Source organism: Arthrobacter sp. K4-10C (genome assembly GCF_059090085.1).
On the sequence record NZ_JBNHFI010000002.1, the window covers coordinates 250,323 to 265,452 of the forward strand.

The window sequence follows — 15,130 nt, forward strand, 5'->3', positions numbered from 1 at the left end:
CCCGCCTTTGCAACAATGGGAAGGTGACTGTTGCAGCAACCCCTCCCGCTCCCAAGCTGGAACTCCCGCCCCTGAAGCTGGGTCCCATCACCGTGGACACGCCGGTGATCCTGGCGCCCATGGCCGGGATCACCAACTCCGCTTTCCGTCGCTTGTGCCGGGAGTACGGCGGCGGCATGTATGTGGCGGAGATGGTCACCTCCCGCGCGCTGGTTGAGCGGACCCCCGAATCCCTCCGCATCATTTCCCACGACGACGATGAGAAGGTCCGTTCGGTCCAGCTCTACGGCGTGGATCCGGTTACTGTGGGCGCGGCCGTTCGGATGCTGGTTGAGGAAAACCGGGCCGACCACATCGACCTGAACTTCGGCTGTCCGGTCCCCAAAGTTACCCGGCGCGGCGGTGGCTCCGCCTTGCCCTGGAAGATCGACCTCTTCACCGCAATCGTGCAGACGGCCGTCAAGGAAGCTGCCAAGGGCAATATCCCGCTGACCATCAAGATGCGCAAGGGCATCGACGACGACCATCTCACCTACCTCGACGCCGGCCGCATCGCCCGCGACTCGGGCGTGGCCGCCGTCGCGCTCCACGGCCGTACCGCCGCCCAGTTCTACTCGGGGCAGGCGGACTGGTCCGCCATCGCCCGTCTCCGCGAGGCGCTGCCGGACATCCCGGTGCTGGGCAACGGTGACATCTGGTCTGCCGAGGACGCGGTCCGGATGGTCCGCGAAACCGGCGTGGACGGCGTGGTGGTTGGCCGTGGCTGCCAGGGCAGGCCCTGGCTGTTCGGCGACCTGCAGGCCGCATTCGAGGGCAGCGACCAGCGCCACAGGCCCAACCTGGGCCAGGTGGCGGTCGGCGTGTACCGCCACGCGGAGCTCATGATCGAAACCTTTGGCGGCGACGAGTACAAGGCCCTCCGCGAGATCCGCAAGCATATGGCCTGGTACTTCAAGGGATACCCCGTGGGCGGGGACCTGCGCGCCAAGCTTGCAACGGTTCCAACCCTTGAGGTCCTGCGGTCCCTCCTGGACGAACTTGACCGGGACGTGCCTTACCCTGGCGTTGATTCCGAGGGGCCGCGCGGCCGGGCCGGAACGCCGAAGAAGCCGGCGTTGCCCAAGGACTGGCTGGACTCGCGGGCGCTCAATGACGCACAGTCACGGGACATCGCCGCCGCGGAACTGGACGTCTCCGGTGGCTGAGACACGCGTGGCCGAAACCTTCGCCGCCCCTGCGCGCTCCGGCTACGGCGCCGATGATTCCGCCCGCTGGGTGGAGGAACCGCCGAAGAGCACCTACCGTTCCGACTTTGAGCGCGACCGTGCCCGTGTCCTGCATTCCTCGGCCCTGCGCCGGCTGGGGGCCAAGACGCAGGTGGTGGCACCGGACACTGACGACTTTGTCCGGACCCGCCTGACGCACAGCCTGGAAGTGGCCCAGGTGGGCCGCGAACTGGGACGCGCCCTGGGTTGCGATCCGGACGTGGTGGACACTGCCTGCCTGAGCCATGACCTGGGCCACCCGCCGTTCGGGCACAACGGGGAATCGGCGCTCAACGAGGTGGCGCACGCCATCGGCGGCTTCGAAGGCAACGCCCAGACCCTCCGGCTCCTGACCCGTCTGGAGCCCAAGGTGCTGACGGCGGACGGACGGCCGGCCGGGCTGAACCTCACCCGGGCCAGCCTGGACGCCGCCGCGAAGTATCCGTGGTCCGCGCTGGAGGCACCGGTTATCCACGGCCAGCGGACCAGCAAGTTCGGCGCCTACGAGGACGACCTGCCGATCTTCAGCTGGATCCGGCAGGGCGCGCCGGAACGCCGCTCCTGCCTGGAAGCCCAGGTGATGGACCTGGCGGACGACATCTCCTATTCTGTCCACGACGTGGAGGACGCCATCGTGGCCGGCCACTTCCAGCTGCGGTGGATGGACAACCCGGACCACCGCGCCCGCGTGGTGGGCTACGCCAAGCAGTGGTACCTGCCGCATAACGAACCCGCAGCGATCGACGCCGCCCTGGCCCGGCTCGAGGCCACCGATGTGTGGGTCCGGGAGGCGGATGGCAGCCGCAAGTCCATGGCCGCCCTGAAGAACATGACCAGCCAGCTGATCGGCCGGTTCTGCCAGAGCGCGCTTGAAACCACCCGCGCCGTGTACGGCCCGGGCAGGCTCACCCGCTACGGCGCAGAACTCATGGTTCCGGATGAGACCGTGATGGAAATCGCGGTCATGAAGGGCCTGGCCACGACTTTCGTGATGACCACCGAACACCGGCAGCCCATCTATGAGCGCCAACGGGAGGTCCTGCATGCCCTGGTCACCGCGCTGAGCGCCACCGGGGACCGGCACCTGGAACCGATGTTCGCCGCCGACTGGCGGGACGCTGCCGACGACGGCGCCCGGCTGCGCGTGGTGATCGACCAGGTGGCCTCCCTGACGGACGGCTCGGCGCTGGCCATGTACGAGCGCCTGGTGGGGAGCCTGCCGTCACTGTGGTGATGAGGTTGGGCCCCAAGGCTAGGATTGCTCTGTGGCTGGGCTGATAAAACGGGAAGATATCGACGAAGTACGCCAGCGCACGGACATCAAGGAAGTGGTGGACGGCTACGTCACGCTCAAGGGCGCCGGCCTGGGAACCTTCAAGGGCCTGTGCCCCTTCCACGACGAGCGCTCGCCGTCGTTCACTGTCCGTCCCCAGGTGGGCCGCTACCACTGCTTCGGCTGCGGCGAGGACGGCGACGTCATCGCCTTCGTCCAGAAGCAGGACCACACCTCCTTCCAGGAAGCCGTGGAGAAGCTCGCAGCCCGCATCGGCTATGAGCTGCGGTATGAGGACGGCGGCAGCGGCCCAAACCGGGAGGAAGTGGGGCGCCGGCAGCGGCTGCTGGACGCCCACAAGATCGCGGACGAATTCTTCCGGGCCCAGCTGCTGACGCCCGGGGCCGCCGAGGCACGCAACTTCCTGCACGGCCGCGGCTTTGACCGGGCGGCAGCGGAACACTTCGGCTGCGGCTATGCCCCGCAGGGCTGGGACGCCCTGCTGAAGCACCTCCGCGGCCGCGGGTTCACGGACCAGGAACTCAAACTCACCGGGATGTTCTCGGAAGGCAACCGGGGGATTTACGACCGTTTCCGCGGCCGGCTCATCTGGCCCATCAGGGACATCGCGGGGGACACCATCGGCTTCGGCGCCCGCAAGCTCTACGAGGACGACCAAGGGCCCAAATACCTCAACACCCCCGAAACGGCGCTGTACAAGAAGTCCCAGGTCCTCTACGGCATCGACCTCGGCAAACGCAGCATCGCCAAGGACCGCCAGCTGGTGGTGGTGGAGGGTTACACAGACGTCATGGCGTGCCACCTGGCAGGAATTACGACGGCGGTGGCCACCTGCGGCACGGCGTTCGGCACCGAACACATCAAGATCGCCCGCCGGCTGCTTTCCGACGACGGCACCGGGGGAGAGGTCGTCTTCTGCTTTGACGGCGACGCCGCCGGGCAGAAGGCCGCGCTGCGGGCCTTCGAGGAAGACCAGCGCTTCACTGCCCAGACCTACGTGGCCGTGGAGCCCACCGGCGCCGACCCCTGCGACCTGCGCCAAAGCAAGGGCGACGAGGCAGTACACGCGCTGGTGCGGTCCCGCCGGCCACTCTTCGAGTTCGCCATCCGGGCCACCTTGAAGCAGTTCAACCTGGACACCGTCGAAGGGCGCGTGCAGGGACTCAAAGCCTCGGTGCCGGTGGTGGCGGCCATCCGTGACGCCTCCACCCGGACGGGCTACTGCCAGGCGCTCACAGGGTGGCTGGGCATGCCGGACCCCAACGAGGTGCTGCGCCTGGTAAACGCAGCGGTGAAACGCGGTGACACCGGACGGCCGCCGGTACCCGGTTCCGGGCAGGCAGCACCGGCCGGAGCCCATGCTCCGGCGGGCCGCGCTTCGGCCGGGGGTCCCGGCGTTGCCGCGGGCCCGGCGTCGGGAGCTGTTCCCTCCTTCCACCGGCCTGACCCACGGGACCCCGTGGCTTCAATGGAGCGGCAGGCCCTCGAGGTGGCGCTCCAGATGCCGTCCCTGCTGGCAGGTGGGGTCTGGGACCGGTTCGCCGCGGCCAGGTTCGCCACCCCGGCGTTCCAGGCTGTCCACGACGCCATGCGCGCCACGGGCGCAGGCCTGGTGGTGGACCCGGTGCGGTGGGTGGAGCACGTGATGCATGAGGTCCCGGAGCCGTTGCGGCCTCTGGTGTCCGAACTGGCTGTGGTGCCGTTGCCGGCGAGTACTGAGGAAGCGGTGCAGAAGTACTGCCGGGACATCCTCTCGCGCCTGTTCGAGCTGCAGATCACGCGTGTCAAAGCGGAAAAGATGGGGCAGTTGCAGCGCCTGGACCCCGCGTCGGATCCGGAAACCTACCAGCGGCTCAACCGGGAACTTCTGATGCTCGAGATGGAACGCCGTGCCCTGCGCGCCGAGGTGTAGCCGTGCGGACGCTGAAGGGTCGGGTTTTCCCCGATTTCGTTTCCCGATTTCGCTTCCAGCCGGTGCGTTTGCTAGGCTGATACCCGCTTCATTCCTCCTTAGCTCAATTGGCAGAGCATTCGACTGTTAATCGAAGGGTTGCTGGTTCAAGTCCAGCAGGAGGAGCTGCCAATCCCCGTTCCGGTCTCCGGAGCGGGGATTTTTGTTGCCCCGGCGGGCCCGCAGCACACCCGGTGGCCACGCGTTTCCCGCGGAAATCCGCCGATTTCGCTTTCGCCTTACTCCTTTGCTAATGTCATACCTGCTTCATTCCTCCTTAGCTCAATTGGCAGAGCATTCGACTGTTAATCGAAGGGTTGCTGGTTCAAGTCCAGCAGGAGGAGCTTCAACAAAAAGTCCCCGTCCTTCCATGTGGAAGGGCGGGGACTTTTGGCATTCAGACAAAGTCCATTTCCACCTGCAGGAACCTCTCCGCCTCGGCGATGGCGGCCTCGAAGGCTTCCTTCTCGGTGGGGGACTTGCGTGGCTGCCGCGGGCTCCACTCGTGCGAGGCCGAGTGGATCCGGACGAACCCGGTGTCCGGTGGGGCGTAAAAGATCCCGAAACGCTGCACCGGCCATTCAGGGGAGGTCTCCGGGGCCACCAGCAGTGCCGACTTGAAGGCCGGGTTGAACCACTGGGCGATCGGCCGCCGGCGGTCCTCCGTAAAGAGCCCTCCGGCGTACAGGGCGGCGGACTGCTGTCCCATCTGGGCACGCAGCCGGTCCCACCACAGTGGCAGGATCCCGGCATCGCACCGTTGCCATGTGGCCGGAAGCGGCGGTTGGTCCTGCCAGCTGGGCACGGACACATTTTATCCCGGGAGGGGCGCAACGGGGCAGTGGCAGAGCCCCTCACCGGCAACTGGCTAAGTCCGGTCGCGGTGCTTCCAGGGACCCGGGTTGACCCGGTACAGGAGTGCCGCGCCCGCTACCGCGCCCAGCGCGATCCCCACGGCAGGGTTGCCCAGCACCCGCCCCGCGAAGTAGCCCGCGACGGCGCCGAGCACCGCCCCGAGGAAGAGGCCACGGCCGTTGCGGTGCGGCTTTCCCTTCATGGAGCCTCTTTCAGGAGGTTGACGGACGTCAGTGGATTGAAGGGACGGTGCGCGGCCGGACGATGATCCAGAGCGCCCCGATGGCGAGCAGGATGCAGGCTCCCTGGACGGCACCCATCGGAGCGGCGCTGGTGATGCCCAGCCATCCAACCACCGGTGAGATAAGCCCGGCCATCATGAATGTCGAGAAACCCAGCAGCGAGGCCGCGGTGCCTGCCTGACCGGCATGGCCTGCGAGGGCGAGCACCTGCACGCAGGGAAACATGAAGCCCGTACCCATGATGTAGAACCACAGCGGAACCAGCACGCCCCAGAGGCCAAAGCCCAGCCGGTCGAACACGACGATCAGCATCGCCATCAGGAACATCCATGCCGTCGCCGCGGCAAGGATCCATTGCGGCGGGACCCGCCGGATCAGACGCGAACTTGTCTGGATACCGGCAACGATGCCGAGCGAATTGATGCCAAAGAGCAGTCCGTACTCCTGCGCGGAGAAGCCGAAGACGTCCTGGAACAGGAAGGGCGACGCCGACAGGTAGGTGAACAGTCCACCGAAGTTCAGGCCGGCCACCATGAGCAGGCCCATGAAGATCCGGTCGCTGAAAAGCACGCGATAACGCTGCCGGGCGCTCAAACCGCTCTGGCCCCGATTCTCCGGTGGAAGGGTTTCCCGGACCAGGAAGAGGGCGGCGATGATGACCAGCGTCCCGTAGGAAGCAAGGAACACGAAGATGCCTGGCCATGGCATCACCAACAGCAGCTGCGAGCCGATGACGGGCGCAAGGATGGGCGCCAGGCCATTGACGAGGCTCATCCGTGAGAACATCCGCACCATGGCGTACCCCGAGAACAGGTCGCGGACCATGGCCATGGCCACTACGCCGCCACCGGCCGCGCCAACGCCCATCAGCACCCGGAAGATGCCCAGCGTGGTGATGTCGGTGGACAGTGCCGCTCCCAGCGAGGCCGCGATGTGCAGTGCCGTTGCCAGGATCAGGGGATACCTGCGGCCGAACTTGTCGCTGAACGGGCCCACCACAAGCTGACCGAAGGCAAAGCCCACAGTCGTGCCGGCAAGCGTCAGCTGCACCTGGGCCTCGGTCGCCCGCAGGCTCGCCTCCAGGGCAGGAAACGCCGGCAGATAGAGGTCGATCGTGAACGGACCCAGGGCCGTCAGCGCACCGAGAAGGAGTATGTACAGAAGCTTCCGGCGCCGGCTGAGTAGGTCGCCCGGATTGGAGGGAGTGGTCACGGATGTCAATCCTAGGCCCGGTCGCGTCGGATTTTGCAGCGTTGTAGGCCGCGCCGTCCGGCAAGCCCCGAAGGTCGCCCGGAACCTGAATGATAGTTTTGTGCCGGGGACTGTGCCAACGCACTTTCCCGCAGCATACGGAAGCCGGAACGAACAAAACCAGTAAGGCGGAACCGATGAGCGGACGTCACAGCGGGGGCACCAGCCCGGGATTGCGCATCACCGCGCTCCCAAGGACGCTAAAACTCCTCTTCCGGCTGGCTCCGCGCCAGCTGAACGACGAGATCGCCTTCGCCAAGTTCGAGCTCAAGCGCAAGGGTATCCAGGTTGGGGTTGCAGCCGCGTTCCTTGCCGTTGCACTGGTTTTCCTGGTCTTCCTGGTGATCGGCCTCATCGTTGCAGCCATCATGGGCCTGGCTACCATCATGCCCGCCTGGCTGGCAGCTTTACTGGTCTCCGCGGCCTTCCTGCTGATAGCGCTCATCGGGGGCCTGATCGGCCTGCGCAAGTTCAAGAAGGCCATGCCCCTGCTTCCGGAGGAAACCATCCGGGGCATCAAGCACGACATCGGCGTCGCCAAGGAGGGCTCCGCCTTCAACGCCGCTGTCCTGGACCCGAACAGTGCCGAAGCGAAAGCTGCCAAGGCGGCCAAGGAAGAAGCCGCCGCCAAGGCCAAGGCCGAGAAGGCGGCAAAGGCGGCCGAGCACGACAAGGAATTCCCGCACGCCTCCGAGCCTGAGCTGGCCCGCCGGCTCAACCAGCGCCGGCACCACCTCACCGAGGTCCGCGACAACCTCGGCACCGAACTGGACGTCAAAACGCAGGCGCGGTACCTGCTCGCCGTTGCCCAGGGCAAGGCCAGCGAGGGCCGGGCCCTGGCCCTCCGCGGAAGGGACGCCGCGGGCGCAAAACTGGCCGCGCTTTCCGGATCCACTGAGGGGCTGCAAAAGCGCTGGAAGCCGCTGGCGGCACTGGCCGCCGCCGGCACCGTCATGCTGGTCCTGCTCCGGAAACTGATCCGCACGTACTAGCAGCCGGCCCAGCGGCCACTGAACGCCGGCGCTCTTGCCGGCCACGACAAGACCGCGCCAACCAGGCAGCAGGAAGGGAAGGGGGACGGGTGAAATTTATTGGTGCCGGCGCCCGTCCCGGCCGCCCCCAGGTGGACCATGACCTTGTGTTCACCATCCCGAACCTGCTCACCGTGGTGCGGTTCATGGGGGTTCCGCTCTTCATCTGGCTCGTCCTGGCGCAGAAGGAGTACGGCGCCGGCGTAGTTGTCCTTGCCATCATGGCCAGCACCGACTGGATTGATGGCTACATTGCCCGCCGCTTCGACCAGGCCTCGAAGCTGGGCCGTGTCCTGGACCCCATCGCCGACCGGCTTGCCCTGATCGCCGTAGCGGTCACCCTGGTGATTGCCGGCGTCGTCCATTGGTTGTACCTGGCCGCGCTGGTGGTCCCGGACGCCGTCCTGCTTGTCCTGACGCTCTCGCTGTTCGGCGGCCATCCCGACCTTCCGGTCAGTGTGGTGGGCAAAGTGCGGACCGGACTGCTTCTCCTGGGAACGCCGATGCTGGTTCTTTCCAGGCTGGATACCGGATTTTCGTCCGGGTTGTTCGTTGCCGCCTGGATAGTGCTGGGCCTTGGCCTGATCGGCCACTGGATCGCCGCCTACAACTACTTCTGGGCTATCCTGCGCAAAGGCAGAATGCAGCAGCATCACGACGGCGGGACCACCTGATGGTGTGGGTGGCCGTTTTGCTTGCGCTGCTTGGAGCCTTCTGCCTCGCCCTGGGTGCCCAGCGGCAGGGAAGCGCCGTCAAGGCAGACACCGGGGGGTTGGCACTTAGCTCGAACAGCTTCCTCCGCCTGCTCAGGAATCCGCGGTGGGTGTTCGGCCTCCTGCTGCTGTGCGCCGGCATGGCCATGAACGCAGTGGCGCTCGTGTCCGCCCCGCTCACCGTCGTCCAGCCAATCGGCGCCATCGCGCTGGTCATCACAACCATCATCAATGCCAAGGACCAGGACCTCACCATCAACCGCGCAACGGTAGTGGCCATTGCCGCTTGCGTGACGGGCTCTGCGCTCTTTGTCCTCCTGGCAGTCAACGTCACCCAGGAAAACCACCATGTGAGCCTCGACGCCGAACTCACCATTGTGCTGCTGCTGGCCCTCGCCGTTGGACTCTTCGGCACATTGGCCGTCATGTTCAAGCACCGGATAAACGCCTTCGTCTACATTCTGGGCGCCGGCGTCCTCTTTGGATTCGTGGCCGTCCTCACCCGCATCATCGGCAAACACCTCTTGGATCCCAACGGGCTGTTCCTGCTGAACGTGCAGTGGTACTCGGTAGTGGCCCTCATCGCCGCAGGAGGGCTGGGGTCATGGTTTGTCCAAAGCGCCTACTCCGCGGGTCCGCCCGACCTCGTGATCGCGGGCCTCACGGTGATCGATCCCCTCGTGGGGATAGCCATCGGGATCGTCATCCTCGGCGAACTCCGGCCGGATGTGCACGCCGTCATGGCGATTGCCATGGGAACCGCCGCTTCCCTTGCTATCGTTGGGGTTATCGCCCTTTCCCGCCACCACCCCGAGGTCACCAAGCGCAAGAAGGACGCGCGGAAGGCCGCGGGCAGGCCGTCCCACTAGCCCGTTCCCCAGTACAGATCCAAAATCCACGAAGCCGGGCGCAACCATGCCAGGCCAGCCGTGCTGCCAGTCATCGCTGTCCGCACCGTGACCATCAGGAGTTTTCCACGTGACCACGCCAGCCGACCTGCCGCCACTGACCATCCTGATCGCCGCGGATACCTATCCGCCCCACATCAACGGTGCAGCCCAGTTCGGCTACCGCCTGGCCAAGGGCATGACGGGCCGGGGGCACGACGTGCACGTGCTGGCCTGCCGGAACGACAAGGGCAAGAGCTTTACTGAATTCCGGGATGAGGCCACAGTGCACCGGCTCCGCTCGCACGCCGCCCCCACCCATGAGTACTTCCGCATTTGCTTTCCCTGGGAAATCAAGAAGGAGATCAGCCTCCTTTTTGACCGGGTCAAGCCCGACGTCGTCCATATCCAAAGCCACTACATGATCGGCGAACACGTCCTGTATGAGGCCGTAAAGCGCGGCGTGCGGATTGTGGCCACCAACCACTTCATGCCTGAAAACCTCAACCCCTTCCTGCCGTTTCCCCAGTGGTTCAAGGACATCATCGGCCGCATCTCCTGGAAGGACATGGGCAAGGTGATGGGCCGGGCGGACGTGATCACCACGCCGACGCCGCTGGCAGCCAAAGCCATGCACGAGCACGCATTCCTGCGCAAGGTCCTGCCGCTGTCCAACGGCATCGACTCCGCCGCCTATGAACTGCAGCCGGGCGAGCGGATCGAGCCCCACCAGCACCCCACCGTGATGTTCGCCGGCCGGCTCGCGGAGGAAAAGCACGTGGATGTCCTCATCCGGGCCATCGGAAAGACCCCGCCCGAACTGAACGTGCACCTGGAGATTGTTGGCGGCGGCGAGGTCCGGGCCTCCCTTGAGGATTTGGTGCAGCGGCTTGGGCTGGGCAGCCGGGTGAAGTTCCTGGGCCTGATCAGCGACGAGGACCTGAGGAAGGCCTATATCAAGGCGAACCTTTTCTGCATGCCGGGCACCGCGGAGCTGCAGTCGCTGGTGACCCTCGAGGCCATGTCTGCCTCCACCCCGGTGGTCCTGGCGGACGCCATGGCACTGCCGCACCTGGTGCGTGACGGCGAAAACGGCTATCTCTTCACGCCGAACGACAGCGACGACCTCGCCAAGAAGATCACCCAGATCCTCGAGTTGCCGACAGACCAGCAGCTCGCCATGGGCCGGGCGAGCCGGGAGATGGTGGAGCCCCACAGTATCCAGGGCACCCTGCAGACCTTCGAGGACCTGTACCGCGGCGCGGGCTACGAGGACAAAGTGGTCTGAGGGCTTTCCCTGATTTGCTAGAGTGTTTTTGCCCTGCCGCCGCAGATCGATCCGGTGCGGTGCGGGCAGCCACGGGGCTATAGCTCAGCTGGTTAGAGCGCGGGACTCATAATCCTAAGGTCCTCGGTTCAAGTCCGAGTAGCCCTACGTCAGTAAACCGCGGCCGACGATTCGTCGGCCGCGGTTTCCTTTGTTTAGCGCCCGATATGCGGTATGTTACTGACCGGTAACATACGCGCTTCGCTTCGAAGCGCCCGCCGCTGAACATCCGGAAGGCAACCATGTCCACTTCTGCTGCAGAACCTTACGAGCTTCCCTACGCCGACGCCGACTTCTACGCCTTCGAGCAACTGCTGACCGCCAAGGAGCAGGACCGGCTGGCCGAGGTCCGGGACTTCCTGGCGCGCGAGGTCCGGCCCATCGCCGCGGACTTTTGGAACCGCGGCGAGTTTCCAATGGACCTCATTCCCAGGCTCGCCGATATCGACCTGGTCAGCCCGGTCCGGCGGCAGGGGCACTCCAACCTCTTCGCGGGCCTGATCCATGCCGAGGTGACGCGTGCAGATGCTTCCATCGCCACCTTCCTGGGCGTCCACGACGGTTTGTTTACCGGATCCATCGAAGCGCTCGCGTCGCCGGAACAAAAGGATGCCTGGCTTCCCGATATCTACGCCCTGAAGAAGATCGGCGCTTTCGGGCTGACGGAGCCGCTGGGCGGAAGCGACGTTGCCGGAGGCACGCGGACCACCGCCCGGCGGGCCGGCGGCAACTGGATCCTGAACGGGGCAAAACGCTGGATTGGCAACGCCACCTTCTCGGACTGGGTGGTCATCTACGCCCGGGACGTCGAAGACAACCAGGTCAAGGGCTTCCTTGTCGACACCGGGTTGGAAGGATTTGGTGCCACAAAGATCGAGAACAAGATCTCCCTTCGCACTGTCCAGAACGCCGACATCACCCTGGACAACGTGGTGGTCCCTGGCTTCTTCAAGCTCGAGCACGCCAACAGCTTCCGCGACGTCAACAAAGTCCTCAAGGTTACCCGCCTCGGCGTCGCCTGGCAGGCGGTGGGCCAGCAGCTGGCAACCTTCGACGTTGCCCGCCGGTACGCGGTGGAGCGGCACCAGTTCGGCCGCCCGCTGGCATCCTTCCAGCTGGTGCAGAGCCAGCTGGTCCGGATCCTGGGCAACGCGGTCAGCTCCATGGGGATGATGGTGCGGCTCTCGCAGCTCGAGGATGCCGGCCTGGCGAAGGACGAACAGTCCGCGCTGGCGAAGGCCTTCACCACCGAACGCATGCGGGACAGCGTAGCTATCGGCCGGAGCATCCTGGGCGGCAACGGCATTGTGACTGACTTTGAGATGGCAAAGATCTTTGCTGATGCCGAGGCCATCTACTCCTACGAGGGAACGGCTGAAATCAACACTCTTGTCACCGGACGGGCGATCACCGGCATTTCCGCGATCGTCTGACCTCTGCCGCTACGGCGGTCCGCCCAGGGGCAGGAGGACGGAAGGCCGCAGGTCGGTGACGAACTGCAGGGGGTTGATGTAGTCCTCCCCGCGCCGCACTCCCCAGTGGATGCAGGCCGAAGTGCCGCAGTGCCCATTGAGTGCGGTGCCCACAATCTGGCCGGCGGCAACCACGCTGCCGGCGGCCAGGGTGCTCTCCACGGGTTCGAAACTGCTGCGCAGCCCGTTTCCGTGGTCGATGGTGATCACAGGCCGGTCAACGACGACACCCACAAAGCTGACGGTTCCCGCTGCGGGGGAGATAACCGCTGCGCCTTCCGACGCCGCACCGAGGTCCACGCCCCGGTGCCCGCTCAGCCAGGGCTTGGGTGGGGGATCGAAATCCCGCAGCGCCCGGGGCCGGTGGACCAGCGGCCACTGCCACGAGGGTGAGGCAACGCCGGCACCGGGATCTCCCGCCGGCGTCAGGTCTGCCTGGGCGGGGAAGGCGGGACTGTATGGCACCGGCTGGGCTGCGGATGCCACGGAGGCGGGAAGCATCAGCAGGGCGGCCAGGAGGAGCGGCGGTTTCATGTGGCCAGCATGCGCCCCTGGAACGGGGCCCGCACGCCGGTTCGAACCTATGTGGATAAACCGCCAGGCGCATCGGCCGCTGTCCGGCGGAAGTGGGTCCCTGTAGTACACTTGATGGAGCAGTTTGCTGCGCCCTCAACGCTTCCCGTGCCAGTGGTCCACCTTAGTGGTGTTTCCGTCTGTCCGGATTGCGTCGGCACATCTCATTCAGGAGTGTGGGGGAGCAGCAGCTGACTACGCGCATCCAGCCCTCCGCAAGGCGAAGCCCCGGCAACGTCTTCGAAGGATCGCGCCTCCTGCGGTCCGTGCCTTACGGCACGGATGGGAAGTGCGATGGGTGCCAGGAGCACGGCCCGGCCTGGGCCACGCTAATCAACCGTCAACTATGGCAGGGTAAGAAGCCTCAGGGCTCTCTCATGAATGACCTGCCGGAAGGAGCGTCGGCATGCCCGTCGTAACCATGCGCCAGCTGCTTGACAGCGGCGTCCACTTTGGACACCAGACCCGCCGTTGGAACCCGAAGATGAAGCGCTTCATCTTCACCGAGCGCAACGGCATCTACATCATCGACCTTCAGCAGTCGCTGTCCTACATCGACCGCGCCTACGAGTTCGTCAAGGCCACTGTTGCCCACGGCGGCACCGTGCTCTTCGTCGGCACCAAGAAGCAGGCCCAGGAAGCAATTGCCGAGCAGGCAACCCGCGTTGGCCAGCCCTATGTCAACCAGCGCTGGCTCGGCGGTATGCTGACCAACTTCCAGACTGTCGCCAAGCGCATCCAGCGCATGAAGGAACTCGAAGAGATCGACTTCGACGACGTCGCCGGTTCCGCTTACACCAAGAAGGAGCTGCTGCTCCTCAAGCGCGAACTCACCAAGCTCGAGGCCAACCTCGGCGGTATCCGCAACCTGACCAAGGCACCGTCCCTGCTCTGGGTCGTGGACACCAAGAAGGAGCACCTCGCCGTTGACGAGGCAAAGAAGCTGAACATCCCGGTGGTGGCCATCCTGGACACCAACTGCGATCCCGACGAAGTCGACTTCCCGATCCCGGGCAACGACGACGCCATCCGCTCCGTGAACCTCCTGACCCGCGTTGTTGCCGACGCCGTTGCCGAGGGCCTCATCGCCCGCAACAACCGCGGCACGGGCGCTACCGAAGCTCCGGAAGAGCCGCTGGCCGAATGGGAGCGCGAGCTCCTGGAAGGCAGCAAGGCTGAGGAAGCTGCTGCCCCTGCCCAGGCAGAAGAAGCTGAAGCTCCGGCTGCTGCCGAGGCTTCCGCGGACGACGCCAAGTAAGACAACTAAATCCGGATTCTCCGCGCTGCCCGCAGCCGGAGCTGCTGACAGGATGGCCGCCCGTGAACACGGGCAGCCGTCCTGTCGGTCCGTACACCACATCAAATTTCTAGACAGAGGGGTTCACATGGCGAACTACACTGCCGCGGACATCAAGGCCCTGCGCGAGCGCACCGGCGCCGGCATGATGGACGTCAAGAAGGCTCTTGACGAAGCCAACGGTGACGCCGAGAAGGCCATCGAAATCATCCGCATCAAGGGCCTCAAGGGTGCCACGAAGCGTGAAGGCCGCTCCACCGCTGAAGGCCTCGTTGCCGCCAAGGTCAGCAACGGCGTCGGCGTCATGATCGAGGTCAACTGCGAGACCGACTTCGTCGCCAAGGCTGACAAGTTCATCCAGCTGGCCGACAAGGTCCTCGCCGTTGCCGTTGAGTCCGGCGCCGCCGATCTCGAGACCCTGCTCGCCACCGAAGTCGACGGCAAGCCGCTTTCCGAGGTCGTTGTCGAAGAGGGCGCTGTCCTGGGCGAGAAGGTTGTTGTCCGCCGCATCTCCCGCGTCGAGGGTGCCACGGTTGACGCTTACCTGCACAAGACCTCCAAGGACCTGCCGGCCCAGGTCGGCGTGCTGTTCGCAGTTGACGGTGAAGGCGAAGCCGCTGCCACCGCCGCACACGACGTCGCCGTCCACATCGCCGCCATGGCTCCGAACTACCTGACCCGCGACGATGTTCCGTCCGAGCTGGTGGAGTCCGAGCGCCGCATCGCCGAAGAGACCGCCAAGGCCGAAGGCAAGCCCGAAGCCGCCCTCACCAAGATCGTGGAAGGCCGCGTGACGGGCTTCTACAAGGGCGAGGTCCTGGTTGACCAGGCATTCGCGAAGGATGCCAAGAAGTCCGTGGCACAGGTCCTCGAAGAGGCTGGTGTCAAGGGGACCGCGTTCACGCGTTTCCGCGTCGGCTCCTAGTCGAATCTGCAAGGGGGTGGCCACTTCGGTGGCCGCCCCTTTTGCAT

General features: G+C 65.5%; 14 protein-coding genes and 3 tRNA genes. 13 read left to right on the forward strand and 4 right to left on the reverse strand.

Annotated features, from left to right (window positions below; translation table 11 throughout):
• Positions 1-23 precede the first annotated feature (23 nt).
• The 5 genes from dusB (at position 24) to AC5RUU_RS03810 (ending at position 4,854) form a co-directional block, all read left to right on the forward strand.
• Positions 24-1,205 carry a tRNA dihydrouridine synthase DusB gene (gene dusB / locus AC5RUU_RS03790; protein WP_493973881.1) on the forward strand — a complete coding sequence of 394 codons (1,182 nt, stop codon included), beginning with the start codon at positions 24-26 and terminating at the stop codon, positions 1,203-1,205.
• Positions 1,206-1,212: 7 nt separating this feature from the next.
• Positions 1,213-2,499, forward strand: a complete 1,287-nt coding sequence (locus AC5RUU_RS03795; protein ID WP_493974019.1) for a deoxyguanosinetriphosphate triphosphohydrolase — start codon at positions 1,213-1,215, stop codon at positions 2,497-2,499.
• 31 nt (positions 2,500-2,530) lie between these two features.
• The gene (gene dnaG, locus AC5RUU_RS03800; RefSeq protein WP_493973882.1) at positions 2,531-4,471 is read left to right on the forward strand and encodes a DNA primase; all 1,941 of its coding nucleotides are present in this window, start codon (positions 2,531-2,533) and stop codon (positions 4,469-4,471) included.
• A 92-nt stretch (positions 4,472-4,563) separates the two neighbouring features.
• Positions 4,564-4,636: transfer RNA gene (locus AC5RUU_RS03805), tRNA-Asn, on the forward strand.
• 145 nt (positions 4,637-4,781) lie between these two features.
• Positions 4,782-4,854, forward strand: a tRNA-Asn gene (locus AC5RUU_RS03810).
• A gap of 53 nt (positions 4,855-4,907) precedes the next feature.
• Here the strand turns inward: AC5RUU_RS03810 and AC5RUU_RS03815 are convergent.
• From AC5RUU_RS03815 to AC5RUU_RS03825, 3 genes are all read right to left on the reverse strand, one after another.
• Positions 4,908-5,315 carry a hypothetical protein gene (locus tag AC5RUU_RS03815; RefSeq protein ID WP_493973883.1) on the reverse strand — a complete coding sequence of 136 codons (408 nt, stop codon included), beginning with the start codon at positions 5,313-5,315 and terminating at the stop codon, positions 4,908-4,910.
• A gap of 63 nt (positions 5,316-5,378) precedes the next feature.
• Positions 5,379-5,567 carry a hypothetical protein gene (locus tag AC5RUU_RS03820; protein ID WP_493973884.1) on the reverse strand — a complete coding sequence of 63 codons (189 nt, stop codon included), beginning with the start codon at positions 5,565-5,567 and terminating at the stop codon, positions 5,379-5,381.
• Between the two features lie 28 nt (positions 5,568-5,595).
• Positions 5,596-6,819, reverse strand: coding sequence for a multidrug effflux MFS transporter (locus tag AC5RUU_RS03825; protein WP_493973885.1), 1,224 nt, complete (start codon positions 6,817-6,819; stop codon positions 5,596-5,598).
• A gap of 176 nt (positions 6,820-6,995) precedes the next feature.
• Here AC5RUU_RS03825 and AC5RUU_RS03830 point away from each other — a divergent pair, with 176 nt between their 5' ends.
• The 6 genes from AC5RUU_RS03830 (at position 6,996) to AC5RUU_RS03855 (ending at position 12,249) form a co-directional block, all read left to right on the forward strand.
• Positions 6,996-7,850, forward strand: a complete 855-nt coding sequence (locus AC5RUU_RS03830; protein ID WP_493973886.1) for a phage holin family protein — start codon at positions 6,996-6,998, stop codon at positions 7,848-7,850.
• Between the two features lie 89 nt (positions 7,851-7,939).
• Positions 7,940-8,563: a CDP-alcohol phosphatidyltransferase family protein gene (locus tag AC5RUU_RS03835; RefSeq protein WP_493973887.1), complete on the forward strand. Its 624-nt coding sequence runs from the start codon at positions 7,940-7,942 to the stop codon at positions 8,561-8,563.
• A complete protein-coding gene (locus AC5RUU_RS03840; RefSeq protein ID WP_493973888.1) occupies positions 8,563-9,471 on the forward strand; it encodes a DMT family transporter in 909 nt (302 codons plus the stop codon). The genes AC5RUU_RS03835 and AC5RUU_RS03840 overlap by 1 nt, the downstream gene beginning before the upstream one ends.
• Positions 9,472-9,580: 109 nt before the next feature.
• On the forward strand, positions 9,581-10,777 hold the full coding sequence (locus AC5RUU_RS03845) for a glycosyltransferase (RefSeq protein ID WP_493973889.1): 1,197 nt from the start codon (positions 9,581-9,583) through the stop codon (positions 10,775-10,777).
• 73 nt (positions 10,778-10,850) lie between these two features.
• A tRNA-Ile gene (locus tag AC5RUU_RS03850) sits at positions 10,851-10,924 on the forward strand.
• Between the two features lie 134 nt (positions 10,925-11,058).
• A complete protein-coding gene (locus AC5RUU_RS03855; RefSeq protein ID WP_493973890.1) occupies positions 11,059-12,249 on the forward strand; it encodes an acyl-CoA dehydrogenase family protein in 1,191 nt (396 codons plus the stop codon).
• A 9-nt stretch (positions 12,250-12,258) separates the two neighbouring features.
• Here the strand turns inward: AC5RUU_RS03855 and AC5RUU_RS03860 are convergent, their stop codons facing one another.
• Positions 12,259-12,822, reverse strand: a complete 564-nt coding sequence (locus AC5RUU_RS03860; RefSeq protein ID WP_493973891.1) for a M23 family metallopeptidase — start codon at positions 12,820-12,822, stop codon at positions 12,259-12,261.
• A 445-nt stretch (positions 12,823-13,267) separates the two neighbouring features.
• On the opposite strand from AC5RUU_RS03860, the gene rpsB reads away from it, so the two are divergent.
• Complete coding sequence (gene rpsB, locus AC5RUU_RS03865) at positions 13,268-14,119, forward strand: 30S ribosomal protein S2 (protein ID WP_493973892.1); 852 nt, start codon at positions 13,268-13,270, stop codon at positions 14,117-14,119.
• Between the two features lie 127 nt (positions 14,120-14,246).
• Positions 14,247-15,083: a translation elongation factor Ts gene (tsf, locus tag AC5RUU_RS03870; RefSeq protein ID WP_142044739.1), complete on the forward strand. Its 837-nt coding sequence runs from the start codon at positions 14,247-14,249 to the stop codon at positions 15,081-15,083.
• The last annotated feature ends 47 nt before the right edge of the window (positions 15,084-15,130 follow it).